General features: G+C 41.0%; 12 protein-coding genes. All 12 read left to right on the top strand.

Annotated features, from left to right (window positions below):
* Window positions 1–20: 20 nt before the first annotated feature.
* The gene (locus tag MKX46_RS08815; protein WP_069012463.1) at window positions 21–491 is read left to right on the top strand and encodes a hypothetical protein; all 471 of its coding nucleotides are present in this window, start codon (window positions 21–23) and stop codon (window positions 489–491) included.
* A gap of 392 nt (window positions 492–883) precedes the next feature.
* Window positions 884–3,241 carry a PEP/pyruvate-binding domain-containing protein gene (locus tag MKX46_RS08810; RefSeq protein ID WP_029514825.1) on the top strand — a complete coding sequence of 786 codons (2,358 nt, stop codon included), beginning with the start codon at window positions 884–886 and terminating at the stop codon, window positions 3,239–3,241.
* Window positions 3,242–3,535: 294 nt separating this feature from the next.
* Complete coding sequence (locus MKX46_RS08805) at window positions 3,536–4,135, top strand: acyl-CoA-like ligand-binding transcription factor (RefSeq protein ID WP_029514826.1); 600 nt, start codon at window positions 3,536–3,538, stop codon at window positions 4,133–4,135.
* Window positions 4,136–4,600: 465 nt separating this feature from the next.
* Entirely contained in the window at window positions 4,601–5,221 is a 621-nt protein-coding gene (loaP, locus tag MKX46_RS08800; protein WP_029514827.1) for an antiterminator LoaP, read from the top strand.
* A gap of 240 nt (window positions 5,222–5,461) precedes the next feature.
* Window positions 5,462–8,833, top strand: a complete 3,372-nt coding sequence (locus MKX46_RS08795) for a condensation domain-containing protein (RefSeq protein WP_340932963.1) — start codon at window positions 5,462–5,464, stop codon at window positions 8,831–8,833.
* Window positions 8,834–8,870: 37 nt separating this feature from the next.
* The gene (locus MKX46_RS08790; RefSeq protein ID WP_029514831.1) at window positions 8,871–12,659 is read left to right on the top strand and encodes a non-ribosomal peptide synthetase family protein; all 3,789 of its coding nucleotides are present in this window, start codon (window positions 8,871–8,873) and stop codon (window positions 12,657–12,659) included.
* A gap of 87 nt (window positions 12,660–12,746) precedes the next feature.
* Window positions 12,747–13,481, top strand: coding sequence for an aspartate/glutamate racemase family protein (locus tag MKX46_RS08785; RefSeq protein WP_029514833.1), 735 nt, complete (start codon window positions 12,747–12,749; stop codon window positions 13,479–13,481).
* Window positions 13,463–14,509 (top strand): methyltransferase, encoded by a 1,047-nt coding sequence (locus tag MKX46_RS08780; protein WP_029514834.1) that lies wholly within the window; start codon window positions 13,463–13,465, stop codon window positions 14,507–14,509. Before MKX46_RS08785 ends, MKX46_RS08780 begins: the two co-directional genes overlap by 19 nt.
* Window positions 14,510–14,613: 104 nt before the next feature.
* Window positions 14,614–15,594, top strand: a complete 981-nt coding sequence (locus MKX46_RS08775) for an acyltransferase domain-containing protein (protein WP_341071165.1) — start codon at window positions 14,614–14,616, stop codon at window positions 15,592–15,594.
* Window positions 15,588–17,888, top strand: coding sequence for an ACP S-malonyltransferase (gene fabD, locus MKX46_RS08770; protein ID WP_029514837.1), 2,301 nt, complete (start codon window positions 15,588–15,590; stop codon window positions 17,886–17,888). Before MKX46_RS08775 ends, fabD begins: the two co-directional genes overlap by 7 nt.
* A complete protein-coding gene (locus tag MKX46_RS08765) occupies window positions 17,881–20,889 on the top strand; it encodes a type I polyketide synthase (RefSeq protein ID WP_341071163.1) in 3,009 nt (1,002 codons plus the stop codon). The genes fabD and MKX46_RS08765 overlap by 8 nt, the downstream gene beginning before the upstream one ends.
* Entirely contained in the window at window positions 20,865–25,496 is a 4,632-nt protein-coding gene (locus MKX46_RS08760) for a type I polyketide synthase (RefSeq protein WP_049816864.1), read from the top strand. Before MKX46_RS08765 ends, MKX46_RS08760 begins: the two co-directional genes overlap by 25 nt.
* Window positions 25,497–25,498: the final 2 nt, after the last annotated feature.

The following is a 25,498-nucleotide window of genomic DNA, read 5'->3' as shown; positions in this document are numbered from 1 at the left end:
CCTAACGAGGAGGATTTGATATGGCTAAACAGATTCAGGCTTATTTTCGCACAGAAGATGAAGCTGAGGGCGCTAGAGCTTCGCTTCAGGCTTATAGAACTGAACATTTGGAAGTAGGTGCTCTGGATGAGACGCTCGGTCGGGAGACGAGGGTTTTAATTCCGTTGGTCCCTTATAACAATACTGGCTCTGTGAGCACAGGAGGCTCAGCGGGTGCGGCAATCCCTGCGGCGGGTGCTTATGGCGAGAATATTTTACCAGATGTGAAGGATGGCCAGATTAACTCTGGCTCAGCCCAAAGGGATCTGGATGAAGATCGGAGCGGAACAACGAATCATGACGGAGGGTTGCTCCGTGCAACAGATGTGTATATTAACGGTGATCAAGATGAATTACGGTATGTATTATCTGCAAAGGTGAATGATGCCGATTATGATGAGGTCATTTATAAGCTGCGTTCCAATCGTGGATATGTATCGCAGTTGGATTAAAGTTGAGAGCACGGCACAAGATTGTCGATACTTGAGAATTTAGCTACAAAAGAGTGACTGTAATACAATTGTAATATTCGAAACATCATTCCTTAATATTAGCAGTTTATAATAACAGCATGACCCCCTTTTGATATATCTTTTTGAGCCTGCGGACCGTTTCCGCAGGCTATTTTCTTTTTTAGGACTTATTTGTACAGTAAGTTGCTATGAGGCTAACGATACAGGATACAAAAAAAGTGAAAGATTATTTAATTTGACACTGACTGTCTTTTTGTATAAAGTGTAAAAAGATACTAAGTCCCGAAATAATAAAAATATAAACAATAAATATACCCATTTCCAATTACGGGACCGAAATATTACAACTGAAAAAGTTAGGAAGTGTCAAAATGGGTAATGAAATAGAATGGTTTGCAGAGATAACTCCTGAGCTGCGGAAATGGACCGGAGGCAAAGGAGGGATGCTTGCTAGGATGCTTCAAGCTGGTTATCCGATTCCTAATGGTTTTATTGTTTTTCCACAGGCCTTTCAAGGGGAAAAACTTAAGGAAAAGACATGGAAAGAAATGATCAGGTATTTGGAAAAGCTTCGTAAGGATTACCCTAATGTCTCATTTGCAGTAAGGTCTTCAGCCTTGAGCGAGGATTCAGCCTTAGCTTCTTTTGCAGGAGAGTTTGAAAGTGTCTTAGAAGTACAAACAAACGAGGACGTTCTGAAAGCCTTGTATGTGGTTCACCATTCTCAATACAGTGAGAGGGTGCGGGCATACAGTGCAGTTAAGGGTTTTGAAGAAGCACACCAAATGGCGATTGTAGTCCAAATCATGGTTCCTTCTGAAATCTCGGGTGTTCTTTTTACAGCAGACCCTATTACGGGCAATCGTTCAGTAATGTCTGGAAATTTTGTGTTCGGGTTAGGGGAGCAACTGGTATCTGGTAAAGGAAATGCTCGTGTTTTCTCCTTATTTAAACCCTCAGGTCGATATAAAGGGCCAAAAGAATTACTTCCTTATATCAAAAAGCTATATTGGTATGCTTCCCGTCTGGAAAAAGCGATGGGAGAACCACAGGATATTGAATGGGCCATTGCCAATGGCCAACTCTTTTTTTTACAAGCACGACCTGTTACTACTTTAAGCCCTGGAAATATGGATACATTTGAATGGAATGATTCTTTATCAGGTGATTTTCTTTGGACGAATACTAATGTAGGTGAATCCATTTCAGATGTTGTTACTCCCTTAAGCTGGTCTATTATTCGTGCTTTGGACGAAGAACATAATGTGATTCCTGGTCATTATTTAATGTCTGGTAATATCTGTGGAAGAGTATACTCCAATGTGAGTGTACCATTGTCCGTTTTTTTTGCATTTGGGTGGAATAAAAAGTCAATATTAAAAAAAATGAGCAATGTTTTTGGGGAAATTCCAGATGAAATCCAAATTCCTATATATCCGTTTTCTAGGAAAGAGCTCATTAAAATAATGCTCCCCAAGATGCTGTATGCTTTTAAACAGACCCGAAAAGCGATGAAATTATTACCACAGCACATAAAAGAAACAGCGGCCTGGTGCACTCAAACGGAAGAGTTAATTGGCAATGTCCAGTCCAAGGAAGAATTGATTACATTATGGCGTGAGCAGCTTTGGCCTAAAAATATTGAAGCGATGTGGATTGCACTGGAAGGACCTAGTAGCAAGATGCAAAATTTTGTTCGATTGAAGGAAAAGTTGGAGAAATGGCTTGGACGTGATGATGCTAGTGTACTTCTATCTAATCTGAGCGGAAGTACAGGTTTGGCCAGCTTGGGACCTGTTGTTGGTATATCTTCAGTCGTGAAAGGTGAAATGAGTCAGGAGGATTATCTATTGGAATATGGGCATCGAGGCCCACATGAGTTTGAGCTATCGATACCTGATCCAAGAGAAGAACCGAGTTGGCTGGAAAAGCAAATCCAAGAAACAAAGAAATCTGGAATAAATGTTGACGATTTATTGTATAAACAACGTGAACAAAATGAAGTGGTTTGGAGAAGATTGGAGCAGCGTTTTCCATACAAGATAAATAAGTTGAAACGTGTCATAGCAAAAATTTCTGAAGGACCGCATTTAAGGGAAGCTGTTCGTTCGGAATGGACGCGTGTCTTCAGATTAAATCGCTCTTTCGCGCTGAAAGCAGGCGAGTTGATTGGCATAGGAGAAGATGTATTTTTTTTATATGTAGATGAGATATTGGGCTGGCTTGCAGGAGGAAGTGTTATTGAGGAGAGAATCTCGACCAGAAAAGTGAACTATTTAAAATATAAGCAACTGCCTGCGTTCCCCTCGATTATACGTGGGCGATTTGAACCTTTACAATGGATGGAGGATCCCAATCGCAGAGTAGATTATTATGATCCATATATACCATTAGATAGCTCTATCCATTCCGAAATCATTGAAGGAGTTGCTGGAGCGGCAGGTAGAATTGAGGGGACTGTACGTGTACTGAGGAATCCTGAGGATGGACACCAGCTCCTTCCTGGTGAAATACTGGTGACCTCGACAACGAATGTAGGCTGGACTCCACTTTTTCCAAAAGCAGCTGCGATTGTAACAGATATAGGAGCACCACTCTCTCATGCTGCTATTGTAGCCAGAGAGCTAGGCATACCAGCTGTTGTAGGATGTGGAAATGCTACTACAAGAATGAAAACCGGCGACAGGGTTATTGTTGATGGTGGGCAGGGAATTGTACTAACGAGGTGAGGAGATAAATTTTTTGAATTTCTCAATAGAACCAACCTGATTCAACCTATCAGCTTCTGTACGCCGCATATTCGCCTATAAAAGCTGATATTGGAGTGGTTTCAAGTTTTGATGTATTGCTTTACAGTCAGGAATAATACAATCCTGGGTATCGTGAAGTACAAAGGATCATGATAAACTGAGTGTAAACGCAAAATCGGGCAATAGTGTGCATGTGGTCAAAAATATATGCTGAAGCAAATTGCTCGATGAGGAGTGAAACTTGAATGAGCAATCTATTGAGGAGTGAAACAAATGTCACTTGAACACCAGCAAAATCTTGGGCTGAGGGAGCGAAAAAAAGCAAAAACCATTGCATCGATTCAAATGCATGCGTTACGCCTATTCAGCGAACTGGGATATAACGAAACTACTGTGGAACAGATTGCAGAAGCAGCGGAGATTTCACCAAGCACCTTTTTTCGCTATTTTTCGAGCAAGGAGGATGTGATTGTTACAGATAACTATGATCCCCTGCTTATATCTGCATTTGAAGAACAGCCAGCTCATTTAACTCCACTTCAAGCTGTGCGTAATGCTATGTTAGCAACCATGTCTGACATGTCCGGCGACGAAATGTCTACTACACGTGAGCGTAACCAACTCGTGATGTCAGTACCGGAACTCCGGGCTGCAACCTTGAATAATTTGACTGATACAATGCATATGATTGCTGAGATGGTTTCCAAACGGGTGGGACGAGATCCTGGAGACTTGCAGATTCGAACTTTTGCAGGCGCCGTCATAGGTGTTAACATATCTGTTATGTTGCATTATGCGGAAAATCCAACTGAAAATTTTTCTGAATTATTATCTGAAGCATTAAATCTCTTGGAGACTGGCCTTCCACTATAAACAATTGAGCCTATGTTTAAGAAGAGGCTTCTGTTTGCCTCCTTAAATCTCATTTCATAATATTAAATAAACAAGCGGTAAGCTGTCTTCGGTATCTGGTCGGAGGCAGCTTGTTTGGGTTCACAATACATAAAATATACTGATTATATCAATTTATGATTTTTTCATGGTAGTGATGGACCATCCTGTTCGTATAATTTTTATGTATAGTAAAATTAAATGCATAAATTCAACAAATGATATTAGTGTAAAGCTGTTATATATTCATGATACCGTATGATATCAGGAAATGATTTAATTGGATAAAAAATAGATAGGTGTCGAAATTTGTATGAAATTAGTTGTTGATTAATGTTTTTCCTTTTGATAATATCTACTTCATAATATAACTATAAAAGGGAATAAATATAATATTTAAAATTGAAATATTTCTGCGTCTCTACTGAGAAGGGATTGACAGCGATTATGAGCTGGTATGTGCTGCATGTCGAAACCGGACAAGAAAATGTGGTTCGAGCGATGATACGTAAATTCTACAATCCGTCGTCAATGTATGCGATAGTTCCCAAACGTAGGCTGTTAGAGAAAAGACAGGGTCACATCTATGAAGTTTGTCGAACGATTTTTCCAGGTTATGTATTTGTAAATACGGAGATGAATGCAAAAACTTATAATGATCTTAGGCGGCTTCCTAAATGCTATCGACTTCTAAATAATTTTAACCATCGTTATCATCAAATAGAGTCTAAAGAAATAAGAGTGAATCCGGAAGATAGAATTGAGTCCTATTCGTTCTCAAAAATTGACGACGAAGAAATGAGACCTATTCTCCAACTTATTGATAAAGATGAAATTATAGGATATTCGTCTTTATATCTAAGAAATACAAGGGCCGTTGTATGTGACGGTCCGCTAACGGGTGAGGAAGAAAGAATAAAAAAGATTGATGCGCGGAAAAAAAGAGCGAGGATTATCTTGAGGCTGAATGGCGCAGAAAAATATATTGATGTGGGAATTAAGATTGTTTCAGTATCGGAAAATGCCCAAATGAACATTACCCCAAAAAATCAGAGTGAAGCCAACTGATGCTTCGGTACATTGGTGTAGCGATGAGGTCATATTGCAGTTGTGTGTGTAGTCTATTGAAAAATAGATGAGTGGGCGAAGCTATGTTCATTTCGAAATTAATACAGTTGATGTAGAGGGCTTCTCTAATTAGTTCTAAATATATAGGGTCATATTCAGAGGATGCTAAGCATCCTTTTTATTATGTTTATAGGTTGATCAGGAAGCGTATATTTTGAGTAAAAGGAGATGTTGAGGTGCATGTCGAGTTCTGAAAATCCTCATAGAAAACAAAATGATATCGCTATTATAGGGATATCTGGGATATTTGCCTCTGATGCTACAATTGATCAGCTCTGGGATCATCAAAAAGAGGGGAAAGCGTTTATCAATAATTTATCAGAAAAACGACAGCAGGATATGAATTCCTATTTAAACTGGATCATGGGGAAAGAGGAAAACAGAGCTATTTCATTTGCACGCCAAGCCTTTTTGTATAACGTTGATTATTTTGATTATCCTTTCTTTTCCATCTCTTTCGAAGAAGCATGTGTGATAGACCCTTCTCTTCGTTTGTTGTTGCAAGTAGTATGGCATACGCTGGAAGATGCGGGGTACGGTGGCGATTCATTGTATGGAACCAGAACAGGTGTGTTTTACGGAGAAAGTGATCTGCCGGAATATTCATATGCTCAGATGGTCGCCGATGTTAATCCTGTCCTAGGTGATCTATGTGTTACGGAGAATTTATCTTCGTTAATTCCTAGTCGGATCGCTTATATCATGGATTGGCATGGTCCCACTGTAGTAACCAACGCTTCAGATGCTTCATCATTAGTTGCAGTACATCAGGCTTGCCAATCGATACGGGCGGGAGAGTGTGAACAAGCACTAATAGGGACGTCCCGCATTAATTTGTTTCCAATACAATCAGGCGATACTCAAGTAGATTATGGAGAAGGAGTTATGGCAATCCTGATCAAGCCCTTAAACAAGGCGATGCTGGACGGAGATCACATTCATGCTGTTATAAAGGGCTCGTCGACGAATCATCATGGACGAGTACGAGATAGCAGTACATATAAGGATTTGCTTGTACAAGCATGGAATAATGCAAGTATCGATCCTTCAACTATTTCATTTATAGAAACACATAACATTGAAAATAACTTGGAATATGTCAGGGAAAGAGAGGGGATACAGTCTGCATTTTCACATTTGAGGGGAACACAGAGTCAGCTTTTCTTGGGATCTGTAAAATCCTCTATAGGACAGTTGTATCATGCTTCTGGTCTGGCAGGGCTATTGCAAGCTGTTATGGCCTTAAAATATAAGGAACTGCCGTCAGGAGCATACAAGCAATGGGGAGATGCTAATATCACTCCGGATGACTCTGCTGAATGTTATAGCGATGTTATCCAATTCTCGACAAAAAAAGAAGTTTTGCGGTGCGGGATCAGTTCCTTTTCTAGAGGAGGGGCCAACTGTCATGTCATTTTAGAAAATTTCTTGAAGACACCCTCAGAGGAAAAAGGCCAAGATTGGGAGATGTTGGCTCTTTCGGCTCAGAGCGAATCGAGTTTGCTAGAGTTAATAAACAGTTACAAAGAGTGGATGACTCAATCTGAAGGATATCGGTTAGGTGATTTATGCTATACCGCAAATGCTGGTCGCAAACACTTTGGATATCGATTGGCTATTATAGCTTCGAATAAAGAGGAAATGCTAGATAAACTGACAGCATTATGTACAACAAGTTTAGAACTGATGGATGTACCAGCGGTATATTATAGTGAGTTGGACAATCATCAACCTGTTATTGAGAAAGTAAGGGAAACATATTTGAAAAAAAATGAAGAGCGTGAAAAAGCGATGAACGAGCTTGGTCAGTTGTATGCACAAGGGGCAGAGTTCGTTTGGGATGAAATATACAAAAATAGTGATTATCAAAAGATCAGCCTGCCTGTATATCCATTTTCAAAGCTGCGTTGTTGGATAGATTCGTCGGCGCCAGTCATAAAAAGTATTGGCACTGAAAGGGAGAAAAGAGAGGTAATCATATTAGAATTATTTAAAAAATACCTTGGCTTCTCTCACATTAAATTGGCGGACAATTTTTATGAATTAGGTGGAGATTCTATTACAGCTATCAAGATTGTGAATGAATTGAATGCTATATTGCATACCGATCTAAAAGATGTGGATGTGCTTAAAAACCCGTCTGTTGCACAACTGACTGAATTGTTGAGGAATACAGAAGGGATGGTACCTGGTCCATTCAGCACTATAAAAAGGCACCCTGTTAAACCATATTATCCATTATCGTCAGACCAAAGCAGGATATTTGTAATGATGCAGTATAATCCTGATTTTACGATGTATAACAAGCCTTTGGCCCTTATTGTGGACGGAAATATGGACTTTAACAGACTACAAATAGCTATTGATCGAATTGTGAGAAGACATGAGGCGTTGCGGACGTCATTTGATGTTATGGATGGAGAGCCGATCCAAATTATTCATGATGATGCGAGAATAGAAATGGAAATGTATCCTTCAATATTAGAGGAAGACGAATTGAAAGTGATGATGAAAAAATTCACGAACCCGTTTAATTGGAGAACGGCGCCTTTGGCACGAGGAGCTCTAGTTCAATTAACAAATGGCAAACAAGCGCTGGTATTTGATTTCCATCATCTAATCTCTGATGGCACTTCGCTATTGATTTTTTTCAAAGAGCTAATCCACTTCTATAAATCAAATCAGGAGCTGGAGCCGCCTACAGTTCAATTTAGAGATTATGTGGTATGGCAAAATGAACGAAAACATTCTCCAGAGAAGGAACAGATGCGGCAATTTTGGATATCCAAATGCGCTGCACCAATCCCTCAATTGAATTTGCCTGTAGATTTTGAAAGACCAGCCCATAAAACCTATCAAGGTTCACAAATCTGTTTGCAAATGAATTCAGAGTTAGTAGAGAGCATATATCGTTTTTCTAAGGAAACAGACTCAACGATATATATTGTGCTGCTCGCCGCCTATCATTTACTGTTAGAGAAACAAACTGGACAAAACGACATTATCATCGGCTCTGTATCACAGGGAAGACCTCATAGAGATGTTGATCCTGTAATTGGCATGTTTGTTCATACCATAATCATGCGTAACTGTTCCAGCAAAGAGATTACGTTCCATGAATTTATCAATCAGGTTAGGACAAATACGTTGCAAAGTTTTGAGCATCAAGACTACCCATTTGAAGATTTGGTGGCAATGCTACAGCTGAACAGAGATAGAAGCCGTAACCCTTTATTTGATGTAGCATTTATTCTGCATAACATGTACACCTCTCTGAAAAGTCCAGAGTTTTATGATATATACAATTATCCGTATCACAACGGAGTTTCTCTGGTTGATCTTGCTTTGGAAGTACATGAGACTGTAGAGGGAATTTCATGTAACTGGGAGTATAGCACTTCGTTGTTCCAGCAAGAAACCGTGCAAACACTAGGGAAGGAATTCATGAAAATCTTGGCACAGCTTATCTGCCAACCGAATATTCCAATCGGTAAGCACCCTTGTCTTCACAAAAATGTGAATATAGTGGAAGATGTTGAATTCTTGTTTTAGATGGCTGATCTGGGATCGGCAAGTAGGAGGGTAAACAATGGAGACTATATCTAAAGAAGGAATAAACCAACCTGCAGATCGAGTTGGCTTGGAATTTTGGAGTCGTACTTTGGATAAAAAATTGGACATGACTGGCTTCCCTCATGACTATACTGGACAAGAGTTGAAGACGAATAAAGTTTTGAATACTCGTCTATTTTCTGGCGAAGTACAGACTGGATTATTTGAGATGACCCGGCACTCTCATTTGGGTGTTTTTATGATTTTGGTATCTGGCGTAAAATATCTGTTATCCCGCTATACTGGCCTGCGGGATATAGTTGTGGGGACACCTGCTTTAAAAATGAAAGAAAGTGAACCGGCAGGTAGCTCATGGGTTTTGCTTCGTAGCAAACTTATCCCAGATATGACGATCCGCGATTGGATCAACGGAATGAAGGAAACTATGACAGAAGCATTCCGGCATCAGGATGTATCGTTCCACGCTATAGCGCAGCGAGCTGGAATTGTATACTCGGATGACACCAGACCGCAGATAAAAACACTTGTGTTATTTAACCCCATTCAGTCAAGGGAAAGCATAGATGAAATTCATTCGGAGATCATTTTTGACTTTGATATGATTGAGGGAGTATTATCTTTGACAATTAAGTACTCTCCCCAATTGTTTTCTGCCGCTACGATAGAGCATCTAACAGATGCATTGTTTCTGTACTATGCCTGCATATTGAAAGATACGCAAACAATTCTGGAAGATATTAAACTTCTTTCTGAGAGCAATCGTCATCAGTTACTGTATCAATTTAACAAGCCGCAAGAATTGCAATCCGGTACTGCTTGCACATTTCAACAATTATTCAATGAGCAGGTTCGAGCACAGCCTGAGAAAACCGCTTTAATTTTTGAACATCAAGAATGGACGTATCAAAAGCTCAACGATCAGGCTGATCGTTTGGCTTTTGATCTCGTAAAAAACCATCAACTGCTCCCAGAAGAAGCAGTTGCCGTATACATGAATAGATCACCTTATGTATATATAGCCATGTTAGCGATTTGGAAGGCAAGTGGCGTGTTTGTTCCTATTGACCCGGCTGTTCCATTGGAACGTGTGACAGATATTCTTCGGGAAGGGAATGTACGCATTGCACTAACAACAGCTGCTAACAAGCAAGCTTTACGGGGAATTAAGCCAAAATGTGAATTGCTGGAAAGAGTTTTCTGCGTAGATACAGATGATCTTAGTGTCATGGCAGTAGAGCCCTTATTAATGATCAGCTCAGGTGGATCGCTGGCCTATATCATTTTTACATCTGGATCAACCGGGAAACCCAAGGGAGTTGAAATTGAGCATAATTCTGTCGTCCGATTCCTACATGCTATCGATGAAGTAATCGCTCCTGTTTCCCCTCAAGTTATTCTTAATGCTGCCAGTATAGCCTTTGATTTATTTATATCTGAGGCCTTGTATGGTCTTTTCAAGGGAATTCAAGTCGTTATTGCCAATGAACGAGAACATATAGATTCTGCTGAGTTGGGGCGTTTGGTAGAAGAACATCATATCGATGTCATGATGATTACACCTTCGCGACTGCAACTGATGATGCTTCACAAGGAGTCTGCGAAAGCACTGCAGCGTATCAAAATGTTTCTTATTGGCGGTCAAGAATTGAAGATAGGTTTTTTACGTGAGATTCAACAAATGACCAAAGCTTATATTGTGAATGTCTATGGACCAACGGAAGCGACGTGTTTGGCGACATCAGCTGTATTGAATCAGGCTTCCCAAGTCACGATTGGTCGCCCATTGGATCATTATAGATGCTACATTGTAGATGAAAAGAATCGGTTGCAACTGATCGGTGCAATTGGCGAATTGGTAATAGCCGGAACCGGGGTGGCGCGGGGCTATGTGAACAATCCAAGGTTGACCGAGGAGAAATTCATTGAAGACTTGTTGTATGAGGGACAAAGAATGTACAAGACAGGCGATCTGGCACGTTGGTTGCCCACTGGGGAGATTCAGTATCTGGGACGGATTGATAGTCAGGTCAAAATAAGAGGATACCGCATTGAAACCAGTGATGTTGAAACCGCTTTAATCTCTCACCCAGATATTCGTGAGGCGGTTGTGCTTGTCAATCCAGGACCCAATGGTGTTGGGGAACTGGTCGCTTATTTGATTAGCGATCATAAATTGAGCTTCAACGTCCTATACGACTTTTTGAAGCTGAAGGTACCTGAATATATGGTTCCGGTGCGCTATGCTCAGGTGTCTGCTCTACCTCTGACGGTAAATGGAAAAATTGATAAATCTGCTTTGGCAAGCATGGATCAACTGAAGTTGTCTGGAGCTACACTTTACCGGGCACCCATGAATAATATCCAGAGAGCTTTAGTTGAAGTATGGCAGCAATTGCTTGAAGTTGAACGGATAGGAATTGATGATAATTTTTTTCAAATTGGAGGAACTTCCTTGTCCGGGGTCAAAATGGTTGCACTGCTGAGTGACAGATACACTATCTCCATTAACGACTTATTTGATTATCCGACTATCGCTCAACTGTCTCTTCACGTGGTTGAACATGCAGGGTATTTTCATCATTTGCTTGAGGTGATGAAGCCTTCAGCTGTTCATACGGATGTGGATATGGTTGCGTCACTCGGATCAAGAGAGGAGGCACTACGGACATACCTAGCAAAAGTGGAGGCTTGGCGGGATCGAGATCTCACGCTGCAAAAGTCCTACAAGCATATTCTATTGACAGGTGGTACAGGTTTTTTGGGTACACATCTTCTACAGGAGCTTCTCAACAGATCGAATGCCCGAATTACCCTTCTAGTAAGAGGTGAGTCTCGAATAATATCAGAGGACTATCTCCAAGAGAGATTTCAATACTATTTTTTAGAAGGACATCATGAAGTAGGATGGGCAAGAGTATCTGTAGTTTGCGGTGATGTAACACTATCGAATCTGGGATTGGAATCTACAGAATATGAGAAATTGGCTGAGGACGTGGATTGTATCATTCATACGGCATCACTGACAAGACATTACGGCACAGCAGCGGAATTTGAAAAAGTGAACATCGATGGTACTCGACACATACTTCATTTTGCTGCTTTCAAGAATATCAAGGACATCCACTTTACGTCCAATATGAGCATCGGTACGGGAAGTAATATTCAGTTGTTTGACGAGTATATTGAAGAGGTAGGGCCTATTCGAGCGGATATTAATAATCACTTTCTAAGAAGTAAAATGGAAGCTGAAGCACTGTTGAGGACCGCTAGAGATAGGGGACTGAGTTGTACAATTTATCGCTTAAATTCTCTTAATAATAACACTCAAACAGGAAAGTTTATGGTTAACAAGGAGAGTAACGCATTTTATTCTTTTGTAAATGCAATGAATAACATCGGTCTGTTTCCAGATTTGCATGAACCAATATTGGATATGACAGGTGTGGATCAAGCTGCCAAAGCTATTGTTACTCTATTCGACCGGCCTGCTCTGCATAATCAAAACCATCATGTATTTAATCCTCATCGAATCAGTTGGGGACAGTTGGGGAGAGAACTACAATCTATCAATGAAAAAATAGAACTGGTCGACTATGAATTATTTATACGTATCATAACTCAAAAGTTTAATGACCCTTCTACTCGCAAAGAAGTCATAAATGTCATTCTCAATCTTTTTTTACTCCGCAATACTGAATGGTTGAATTATTTACGTGTATGTGACCGAACAGAACTCATACTTGACCGTCTTGGATTTAAGTGGGGAACTATCGGGAAGCAACAGACCGAATGCTACCTTAGCTGATAATTATCGACTCTTATATACATATGACACGAGGGTAGGGAGGTGCAGTGGTTGAAGCTGATAGACCATTGAAGGAGGAAACAGAAGATGAGAACAATTGGGTTAGTCGGTGGATTAAGCTATGAATCGACGTTATTTTACTATAAGTATATTAATGAGCGTGTTAATCAGCAGCTTGGAAAAACTCATTCGGCCAAGTTGATTCTAAACAGCTTGAATAATGAGGAAGTTTTGTCTCTTGTAAATGCTAATCGAATGCAGGATGTTACGGAAATATTAGTCAATGCTGCAATCGTAGTTGAGAGAGCCGGGGCTGATTGTCTGCTGATATGTTGCAATTCGGTTCATCAAGTAGCGGAAGAAGTACAACGTCATATTCGTATACCTCTTCTTCATATAACAGATGCAGTTACAAATAAAGTTTCCGAAACAGGCGTTAAGCGGGTTGGACTTATCGGAACCAACTTTACAATGAAAGAAACATTTTATAAACGCAAGTTGGAAGAAAGAGGGATTGATGTTATCCTTCCAGATCAGCCTGATCGCAATTATATACATCAAGTGATTTTCAGCGAATTGGTGCTGGGCCTGTTTACCACGGAAGCTAAGAGAAAGTTCCAACGCATTATCCTTAAATTAATCTCTGAAGGTGCTCAGGGAGTCATACTGGGCTGCACAGAGATTCCGTTGCTTATTAATCAAAAGGATGTCAGCGTTCCTGTTTTTGATACTACTGCATTGCATGCAGACAGTGGAATTGACTTTATGTTTGGAAGTGCGAATACTAGAGAGGAGTTATCGCTATGGAAACAACAAATGTGAACAAAGTTGAGGTTAAGCCGCAATCTATACCGCCACAGGCTAGTGTTATGGGGTATATTGGTAGTTACTTTTTCTCGTTTGTGATTAAGACTGCAACAGAGTTGGGTGTGTTTAAAGGTTTACAGCAAGGGAAAAAAACGAACGACGAGTTAGCGACTCATTTGGAGCTAGACTCAGTTTCTTTACGAAGATTGTTAAGAGCATTAGTCGCCATGGATCTTCTTAAGGTTGATGCATCTGGAAATTACGAGGTAACTGCGTATGGAGCTACATTGCAACCAGGGGAAACCCCTCAATCGATTGAGCCCATTGCAAATTATTTGCTAGGGGATTTTATTATTGAACCTATGATGAATTTGGGATACAGCATCCGGACCGGACGGCCTGCATTCGACAATTCCGCATGGTTTGAAGCTGGGAAAATAAATATTGAGCAGCAGCAAGTGGTCAACCGTGCGATGGAAGTATATTCAAAAGTAAGTTTACCAACAATACTGAATTCATATTCATTTGACGAGTTTGATGTCATTGTGGATGTTGCGGGTGGTCTAGGACAAATATTGGCTGGTATTCTAGAGGAAAATGTAAATAGTCGCGGGGTTTTATATGATTTGCCATCAACGATCGAGCGAGCAAAGGAATATATAGATTCTGTAGATATGACAGGACGTTGTGAGTTAATTGGTGGAGATATGTTTGAAACGATTCCGGCTGGTGGAAATCTCTATATTATCAGCAAAGCGTTAAACGATTGGGATGATGAGCACGTTCTGTCCGCACTCAGTAATATACGTTCAGCGATGTTAAATGACTCTAAATTAATTATTATAGAGATGCTTGTTGATGATAAGCATCCGACAAAAGAAGAGGTAATTCGGGATTTACTGTTTCTGGCCGTCACTCCGGGTGGAGGCGTTAGAACTCAGTCGGAATTCGAGGTGTTGATACATCGATCCGGTTTACAAATTACACGTGTTATTCCCACTTCAGATCAATTCTGCATTATTGAATGTGAGCGAAAACAATAATTATAGTTTTTATGATAATCTAAAGTCCGTTTTGTAAAGTTATGTTCATCAAAAGGTGAACATAACTTTTTTCATATGCATTGCAAGTGGAGGTGGTGTTGTGTATGAATCAGTCAGTTGTATTTATGTATCCGGGTCAGGGATCGCAGTATTATCACATGGGAATTCAGCTGTACAAACATAATGATGTGTTTCGAGTGTGTATGGACACATTAAATGACCAGGTATACGGACTTATCGGGGAGTCAGTACTGGATATCATTTATGACCCGGGCCGTAGGGTGGGAGAACGTTTTGACCGTACGTTATACACTCATATTGCGATTTTTATGGTCGAATGCTCACTCACCAAGATATTTCTGAGTCATGGAATTGAGCCGAATGCTGTCATTGGAACAAGCTTGGGAGAATACGCAGCAACGGTAACCGCAGGAGTATGGAGCATGGAAACGGCTATTCAAGCGGTCGTTCGACAAGCAGAGCTGCTTGAATCTACCTGTGCTGAAGGAGGAATGTTAGCCATTCTGCACAATTTGAATATATATTCGTCTGATCCGTTGTTGCGTGAGCTTTGTGAACTTGCAGCTGTAAATCATCAATCACATTTTATTGTATCAGGTAGTGCCCGAAATATTGATCGTGTAGAGCAATTGCTTAAGAGCAAGGAAGTTGTCTGCTTACGGCTCGCGGTTTCGCATGGGTTTCACTCGTCCTGTATTGATCCCGCGGAGAAGCCATACCTGAGCTATGTGCAGGAGCAGATCCTACATAAACCTGTGATTCCTTATGGATCAAGCGTATACGGTAAAATTATTGGACGACTGGAGCCAGATTACTTTTGGAAGGTTGCCCGTAAACCGATCCGATTCGCTGAGGCAGTAAGTTCTATAACACACGAACAAAAGAAAGGCATCTATATTGATATGGGGCCTTCGGGTACCTTGGTAAATATTGTGAAAAATCTGCCTATATATAATCAAAAACAAACGGCTTTGTCTATAATGACACCCTTTCATAAAGACTGTAATCAATTGGATGACATTATACGGCGTTATGCTGATTCAAAGGAGAATGGCGTATGTTAGCATTTGTTTTCCCTGGACAGGGCTCGCAGCGTAAAGGAATGGGTGAAGGATTATTTGAGGAATTTCCTGAGCTTACACGGCAGGCTAATGCCATTCTTGGTTATTCCATAGAGGAATTGTGTTTAGTGGATGCGTACAATCAGTTGCAACAAACGCAATTTACACAGCCTGCTTTATACACAGTTAATGCACTTATGTATCTAAAAACGTTGCAAGTAAGTGGTGTTTCTCCCGAAATTGTAGCAGGGCACAGTCTGGGGGAGTATAATGCATTATTTGCTGGAGGTGCCTTCGATTTTGCCACAGGTTTGAAGTTGGTGAAAAAAAGAGGAGAATTAATGAGTCTCGCCGCTGGTGGCAAAATGGCAGCCATTATAGGAATGGATATGAACAATATCCAACAAACTTTAACACAGAATAGACTGGACGGCATAGATATAGCTAATCTGAATTCTCCACAACAAGTAGTGATTTCTGGATTAGAAGAAGATATGGGGCGGGCAAAGTTGATTTTTGAGGCGACTTCTACCATTACTTATATCCCACTTACTGTGAGCGGAGCCTTTCATTCCAGATATATGGAGGAAGCAGGGAATAAATTTGCTGCTTATTTAGATGGGTTTGCATTTTCTAATTTAAAAATACCAGTTATATCGAATTTTAGTGCCAGACCCTACACTAAGTCAGAATTAAAATCAAATCTAGTTCGACAAATGACAAGTTCCGTAAAATGGTGTGAGACCGTGCAGATTCTCTTGGGGTTGGATCATGTGGAAATCAGAGAAATTGGCCCAGGTCATGTTTTGACAAGTTTGACGCAAAAAATCAAACAGGGAGCTGCTCCCATTACGTTATCTCGGGAAGAATGGAATTATAAAGAGTCTGAACAAATTCAACTAACCAATGACACTAGGACACCTACTAGTCCGCTAGTGTCTGGGATTACACCAGAGTTTCTCGGCTCTGAGGAGTTTAGAAAGGATTATGGCATCAGATATGCCTATCTGACCGGAGCTATGTTCAAAGGGATTTCATCCAAAGAGATGGTAGTTAAGATGGGCAAAGCAGGTATGATGGGCTTTTTGGGAACTGGAGGGTTGTCTATTCCTCAGATTGAATCTGATATTCAATATATTCAGCAGGAGTTGGATGAAGGACAAGCTTACGGAATGAATTTTTTACATACACCCGGCAAGCTTGATAGAGAAAGAGATCTTACGGAACTTTATCTCAAATATGAAATACGTAAAATAGAAGTTTCAGCATTTATTAATATAACAGAGTCACTAATCCGCTATCGTGCTAATGGTTTATACGATAAACCGGACGGAACGGTAGAGATTCGCAACCGCGTTCTCGCTAAGGTATCGAGACCGGAGGTTGCGGAAAACTTTCTGAGTCCGGCCCCTGTTTTATTAGTGGAGAAAATGGTCCAGGCTGGTCAAATTACGCAAGAACAAGCGAAAAGGCTGGCTCAGGTTGCAATGGCGGATGATCTATGTCTGGAAGCTGATTCGGGAGGACATACAGATGGCGGAGTAGCCTACGTATTAATGCCTGCTATCACGAGGTTACGTGACGACATGATGAAGAAGTATGAATACAAGAAAAAGGTGAGGGTCGGCGCAGCAGGTGGTATTGGTACTCCTGAAGCCGCAGCAGCTGCATTTATGTTGGGTGCCGATTTTATAGTTACCGGTTCTATTAATCAATGTACTGTGGAGGCAGGTACTAGCAATAATGCCAAAGATATGCTTGAACAAATCAATATTCAGGACACGACCTATGCTCCGGCAGGAGATATGTTTGAATTAGGGGCCAAAGTACAAGTTCTAAAAAAAGGTGTGTTCTTTCCAGCACGGGCTAACAAGCTCTATGATCTATATCGTCAATATAATTCATTGGAAGAGATTAGTGATAAGGATCAGAAGCAAATTCAGGAAAAATATTTCAAGCGAAGTTTTGATGAAGTATACGAGGAAGTTAGACGACATTATCCACAACAGGAGATTGAAAAAGCGGAACTAAACCCCAAGCGTAAAATGGCTTTAATTTTCAAGTGGTATTTTGCTTATTCGTCGTATTTAGCTTGCAGTGGGGAAGCAGACAATCGACTCGATTATCAGATCCAATGCGGCCCAGCACTGGGCTCATTTAATCAGTGGGTTAAAGGTACAAAATGGGAACGCTGGCAGCATCGTCATGTAGATGACATTGGCATCAAGATCATGACAGAAACAGCCCAAATACTGAATCGTAGATTTATTGCGTTTCATGGAGCAGTTTATGAGTAAAGTTCAATCGGGAAGAGTGAGGCGGATGAGATCCAAAAAGGCAGATATCGCGGTGGTAGGTATGTCATGCCGTTTTCCAGATGCTTATGATTATAACCAATTTTGGAATAACCTCGAAGAAGGTGTAGACTCTGTTCGGGAACTTCCTCCTGATCGCTGGGATGTGAAGACTTATTATGCAATGGATATGGACAAGTCTGGCCAAAGCATAAGTAAGTGGTGCGGTATATTGAACCATGTTTATGACTTTGATCATCAATTTTTCAAGATATCTCCTCGTGAAGCTATTCATATGGATCCTCAGCAAAGATTAATGCTAGAGGAAACTTGGCATTGTATTGAAGATTCGGGTATCTCTTTAGCCACACTTCAACATAAACAAACTGCCGTCTATGCAGGTGTTATGACAACGGATTATCGTCAAGAGATGATAGATACAGAGCATGGAATGGACAGTTATGCATGTTTAGGCAACTTTGAAAGCCTATTATCCAACCGCATTTCCTATACGTTTGACTTTCAGGGAGCCAGTCAAACTATCAATGCTGCTTGTGCTTCTTCACTTGTTGCAGTACATGAAGCGAAGCAAGCTCTAAGGCTTAGGAAATGCGACTATGCGTTGGTTGCTTGTGTGAATCTAAATCTTCATCCATGGAAATATGTCTCTTTTTCAAAATCTCGTATGCTAAGCCCTGATGGTATGTGCAGGGCTTTTGATCTCCATGCTAATGGTTATGTACCTGGGGACGGGGTAGCTGTTCTTTTGCTACAGCGTTTGGATGAAGCGGTTAAAGACCAAAATCATATCTATGGCATTATCAAAGGTTCGGACGTCAATCATTCCGGAAAAAGTCAGTCGATTACAGCTCCACGTATACAGGCACAGCAAGATGTCATCAAAGGTGCATATCAAGATGCAGATTTGCGTCCCGAAATGGTCAATTATGTGGAAGCTCATGGAACAGGCACTTCATTGGGAGACCCGATAGAACTGGAGGGTTTGACACGGGCGTTCCGAGAATTTACAGATAAGAAGCAATTTTGCAAGATTGGATCTGTCAAAACCAATATCGGCCATTTGGAGAGTGCTGCAGGGCTAGCAGGTATAATCAAAGTGTTAATGATGATGAAGCACAGAAAAATCCCCAAAACCCTCCATCTTAAGACTCTAAATCCGATCGTGAATTGGGCTAACTCTCCGTTTATCCCTGCAAATGGTTTATCATCTTGGGAATCCGTTGAGGAAGGCGGTCCATTGCGTGCCAGTGTCAGTTCTTTTGGTTTTGGTGGTGTTAATAGCCATGTATTGCTTGAGGAGTATCAGGGCGCCGAGACGGACGAGGTATTCAATACAAATAGAAGTGAATTTTTTGTTTTATCTGCAAAGACTCCTCAGGCATTGGAAAATTTACAAGAGGCATGGAGGACATTCGTTACCACTGAAGATTTTAAAGCTCACATTTTAAGCGATATAAGCAGTGTATTGCTAATGGGCAGAGAGGCATTCCAGTATCGTTGTGGCATACTGGTACACCATAAAGAAGAATTGAAAGAGAAACTGTTGGCTGACTATTTGCCTCAAATGAAAGCGACGAAATGCTCATGGGAACTGAACATTAGTAATCTCTCTTGGGAAAGTTATGCAGATATTGAGCCATTATATGTAGAATGTAGTTTATTCAAGCAGGTTATCGATGACGCCATGAAGACATTAAGAAGCTTGCATGTAGGCAGGAAAATAAGCAGTGGTTTCTTTCAGGAGTCCTGGATTGGGCTAGAAAAATCACTATACCAGTTAATTACAGGGTATGCATACGCCTTTTCATTTATATCTCTTGGGCTGACTCCGTCCGTCGTAACTGGACATAAAGATGGCTGGTGGGTTGCGATGGCTATAAGTGGCATTCTGACACTGGAGGATATACTAGCTGTAAAAACGGGGAAATGCGAGCTAAAAGACGTAATGTTTTCTTGTCCTGTTATTCCTATTCGGGAGCCAGTTATAGGTGAAATTTATGCTTCATTACAATGTAATGAAGCATATATCCATGATCTAATCAGTTTGACAGAACACGGAGTAAAAGAACAGTCAGGTTCTTCAGTATCCAAGTCACCAAATGATAATGGACTTCAAACATATATCCAAAAATCCAAGCTGCTATACCCTGTACAGTACACCTTTAAAGGGTACATTGACGATTGGGAATCGGTCATCCAAAAAGAGACAAGCTGCAGTATTGTCGGTATATTGTGTGATGAGCAGCTTTTAAATACAGGGAATGTAAACCACGATTTACTCTTGATTGTGCTTGCGAGTTCTCTGAGAAAGCTGTATCGAAAGTGGAATTTAGAGGAACAACAATTCATTATTGGATCACGATTGGAAGAGATAATGGACTTACTAGATGAGGGGATTTTGCCCAAGGAAACGCTTGTGCAAATAATGATACAAACCAATACAGTAGAACGAGCAGTTGAAATTATAAACAATAATTTGATGAAAATTCATCCTGAACGTAAATATCCATTAATGAAAAAATACTATCAGAATGAAATGAAAGTAGCTATGAATCCCGAATGGATCAGCAGGATAGAAAATGTAGATCATGATTTGTCACAACAAGCGGATGTGGAGGTTGTATATATAGACAGCTGCCATACGGTCGCTGACCCTGGCATACATTTTGGAGCAACAATCGATACAGTTACGCAGTTTTACCAAGGTGTTTTTCAGCTGTGGTTGAAAGGTGTACCTATTCGTTGGTACCGATTATTTCAAGACAAGCCATATCATAAAATTGGCTTGCCAGTGTACCCATTTGATCGGAATACGTTTCGGATCAATGGACGAAAAGAGCAGGTATTGGTAAACAATGCTTCCGAATTGGAGGACTTGAAGCTTAAGCAACTGCTGCAAAGTCTTGAAAAAGGTGAACTGGAAATTGATGACATCAAAAGGGAGATGGGGGATGCGTGGTGTCAGACGATCAATTCACAATAGATGAGATTTTACATTTGATCAAAGAAGGGAAGATGACTTCAGACAAAGGATTTGAGCAGATTCGTAAAATCAGAGATAGTTTGAAATCGACGGAACGAGCAACCACATACTATCAGCCATTGTGGAGAGAATGTCTTCCCAATTCCGACGGAGGAGTTCCCGAACAGGTCATCGTTTTCGGTACAGATACCGGCCTTTGGAATAGCTTGAAAAAACGCGGCATCAAGGCTGTACTTGTACAGCCAGGGGATGCCTATCGCTCTGTGCAAGGTGATATCTATGAAATAGACCCTTTGAATCCGAAGCACTATGAGATGTTGTTCAGCACCATAAAACAAAACCAGCAGACCGCCGAAGCCCTTATTTACGCTTGGTCGGACCAACGGTTTGTATCGGAAAAAGAAGAATTGCAAACCGAACTTGAGCGTGGAATCTATTCTTTGTTCTACCTCAGTAAAGCATTAATGAGGGAGTCTTTGCCCAAGAGATGTAAGTTGCTTTACGTTTATCAAGGAAGTGGTCAGCCGCAGAACGCGGCAGTATCAGGATTTGCTAGAACACTTCGAAAAGAAAATCCTGCATTGATATATGCTACTGTAGAACTTAGTGAGTCGGCTGAAACATCTCTTGATCAATTGTTAAGTGAATTTTCTGTGGATGATGAAGAGGTTGAAATTCGTTATCAGCAGCAAAAGCGGTTTGTACGTTATATGTCACTAATCAATGAATTAGGTACATCTAGCATTTCATTGAGGGAGAAAGGTACTTACATGATTACCGGAGGATTGGGAGGATTAGGCTCCATTTTCGCTGGATATTTGGCCAGTAAGTACAAAGCTCGTCTGGTTATCGCAGGACGTTCGCCTCTCACATCCGAACATGAGCAAAAGATCAAGCAATGGGAACGGTGTGGGGCAAGTGTTCTGTATGTGCAGGCAGATATTTCGTTGCGTGAACAATGCATTGCAATGATTGCCAAGGCGAAAGAGAGATTTGGTCATATTCATGGGGTGATACACGCGGCAGGCGTGCTGCGGGATGCGTATATTTTGAGGAAGTCTATTGATCAAATAGAGGAAGTACTGGCTGCTAAGCTGTATGGAACAGTGTGGCTGGATGAGGCGACCCGTCATGAAGAGCTGGACTTTTTCCTAATGTTCTCTTCCATTATGTCGGTCATAGGGAATGCAGGCCAGTGTGATTATGCATATGCAAACGCCTTTATGGATTATTATGCTCATCACCGTACAAGCATATTGCAGATGGAGGGACGCAGTGGAAAGTCTTTATTGATAAATTGGCCACTCTGGAAAGAAGGTGGAATGACAGTAGACGCCCCTACCCTTGCTTTCATGGAGAATACCATGGGAATTCTCCCCATCTCCACTGAAGAAGGGATAAGAGCATTTGAAGATGCGTTACATATGTCGGGAGATCAGATGATTGTTTTAAAAGAGAATCCGTCGAAAAAAATAAAATTGTTTAACTCCACTTCTAGTATTAAGGAGAAATTCTCGGCGAAGGGGCAACTTTCTGAATCGGATGAACAGATGATTTACCGTGGCTTGTGCGAGGATATCCGAATGATTACTTCGGACATTCTATTCGTTGATAAAGATACGATTGAAATGGATACCGACTACAGCGAATATGGATTTGATTCCATTTCTACCACTGATTTTATTAATCGGGTCAATCAAAAATTTCACTTGGAGTTGACTCCGCCTGTATTCTATGAATTTGTGAATATGGGCTCTTTTGTTTCTTATTTAAAAGATAACTATACAGAACGAGTGGCTTCTTTATATACTGTCAATTCTTCAACTTCTTCATTCCACTCGGATGAATCCGCGAAAGAAGCAGTAGTAGAACCAGCGGATATTCCATCGAATATTCCTGCTCAAGCCTTTGAGAACGCAAATGAACCGATTGCTATTATTGGTGTTGCTTGCAAGATGCCTCAGTCAGATAATCTTAACGAATTTTGGTTGAATCTGGAGGCAGAAAAAGATCTGATTACCGAAATTCCGCCAGATCGATGGAATTGGGAGGAATATGATGGCGATCCGACCAAGGAAATGGGGAAAACGAATATTAGATGGGGCGGTTTTATGAAAGACATAGATGCTTTTGATGCCTTTTTCTTTGGTATTTCCCCCCGCGAAGCAGAATTAATGGACCCGCGTCAGAGAATATTTTTAGAGACCGTTTGGAAAGTAATTGAAGATGCAGGTTACAAAGCTTCTGTATTGTCCGGCAGCAGAACGGGGATTTTTGTTGGTGCTGGAAGCTCTGATTATGACGATTTGTTAAAAGAGCACAAGATAGAAATGCAGGCGTACACACCGACAGGACTGTTTAACTCCATTCTAACCAATCGTATTTCATATTTACTGAATTTTCATGGCCCAAGCGAACCCATTGATACGGCTTGTTCAAGCTCTTTGGTTGCTATACACCGCGCTGTGGAAAGCTTGCGTAGTGGTGAATGTGAAGTTGCTATTGCTGGTGGCGTGAACGTATTGGCGAGTCCCAATCTATATATTGCTTTGGCCAAAGCCGGAATGTTGTCTGAAGATGGAAGATGCAAGACATTTGACAAGAAAGCGAATGGATATGTTCGGGGGGAAGGGAGTGCAGCGGTGATGCTAAAGCCCCTCTCACAAGCCAGACGGGATGGTGATCATATTTATGCGGTGATTAGAGGAACAGCGGTCAATCATGGAGGCCGTGCCAATTCACTTACTGCACCCAATCCAAATGCACAGGCAGATTTAATCGTAGATGCATGGACGAAATCAAGAGTGGACCCTTCCACTGTGAGCTATATAGAAGTACATGGTTCGGGAACATCTTTGGGCGATCCAATTGAAATTAACGGACTGAAAAAAGCTTTTGATGAATTATATACCGCTTGGGGACGGCAACCAACGGATAAAACCCATTGCGGGATAGGTACAGTAAAAACAAATATAGGTCATTTGGAATCAGCAGCGGGTATCGCAGGTCTAATCAAAATTGTACTTTGCTTGAAGCACAAAAAGCTACTTAAAACATTACATTATAAGGAACAAAACCCATATATCAAACTGGAAAATAGTCCGTTCTACATTGTAGAAAACACGAAAAAATGGGAAAAGACAGGATATGATATTCCTCGACGTGCAGGTGTAAGTTCCTTTGGTTTTGGTGGGGTAAATGCCCATATGGTTGTAGAAGAATATAAACAGAGCTATGGTCGTAAACCAAATGAACCACAAATTTTCTTGTTTTCAGCCAAGAACAAAGACACACTTTGTCACTATATTGAGGAAATTCGTACATTTTTATTAAAACCTGAAGCCAATATGGGTGACATCGCTTTTACGCTCCAGATCGGCAGAGAAGCTATGGAGGAAAGACTAGCTGTGGTTGCGTCAAGTATCGGGGAGTTGGTGGGGAAACTAGATCTGTATCTTCAAGCGAAAAGCAATATAGAAAATGTTCACACGGGAAATGTAAAGTTAAGTAATTCCTCTTTGCAGGTTTTGATAGAGGGAGAAGAGGGAGCTGCGTTTATGAACCTGCTCCTGAGCAAAAAGAAGTTGGAAAAGCTTGCCCAGTTATGGGTGAAAGGTCTGGATATTGAGTGGACATTGTTGCATTCTCATACCAGACCGCAGCGAGTATCGCTTCCTACGTACCCTTTTGAAAAACAACGATATTGGGTGCCAGTCACAAAAATAGAAGAAATCACAAAAGAAGAGCGTGTATCCCGTCTACATCCATTACTGCATGAAAATACTTCTATCTTATCGGAGCAGCGGTTTTGCACAGCTTTTACCGGGCAGGAATTTTTTGTGAAGGAAGAACAGGGGGCCGACTATAAGATTGTTCCTGCAGAGGTCTTGGTAGAAATGGCAAGAGCGGCAGTAAAGTGGTCAACCGAAACCCAAGCGGAAGAGCATAAATATATTCGATTGGAAAATATTGTTTGGGGAAGCCCCGTTTTAATTCAAACAGCAACTATTCAAGTAACCATCGCACTCTATGCCGAGGATCACGATGAAATCAGCTTTGAGATTTATCAGGCCGGAAAGCAAGAGCAAGAAATGGAAATATTTAGTCAAGGTTATGCCAGTCTGAAAGATAGCATGGACCTTAATTATGTTGATTTACAGGCCGCGCGTATGGATTGCAATCAACAGCTGTTATTGTCTGTTGATCACCTGCCGGAAATTGGGGATATTTACGCAGGTGCGGATATGATCCTAGTAAGGCTGTCATTACCACACAATATGTCTGAATCCATACAGTCATATGCGGTTCATCCTAATTTGATTCATGCAATTACCCAATTGTCTGCGATATGGCAGACTCACATGGAAAATAAACGTTCCCATGCTGACATATCCTATCATCCTGTGTCCATAAAAGAACTTGACATCTATCATTCCTGCACATCCAATATGTGGGCTAAGCTTCAATATGCTCCCAATAGGGGGAATGAGGATTGTATACCGTCACTGGATGTAGAAATGTGTGACGAGCAGGGGAAGGTATGCATACGTATCAGGGGGCTGGTAACGGTGTCAAATGAATATCCTGCTATTCAGATCGGATTCTGATT

The sequence above is a fragment of the Paenibacillus sp. FSL P4-0113 genome (assembly GCF_038009305.1).
Taxonomy (GTDB): Bacteria; Bacillota; Bacilli; order Paenibacillales; family Paenibacillaceae; genus Paenibacillus; species Paenibacillus polymyxa_D.
This window is presented reverse-complemented; position numbering and strand designations above follow the sequence as displayed.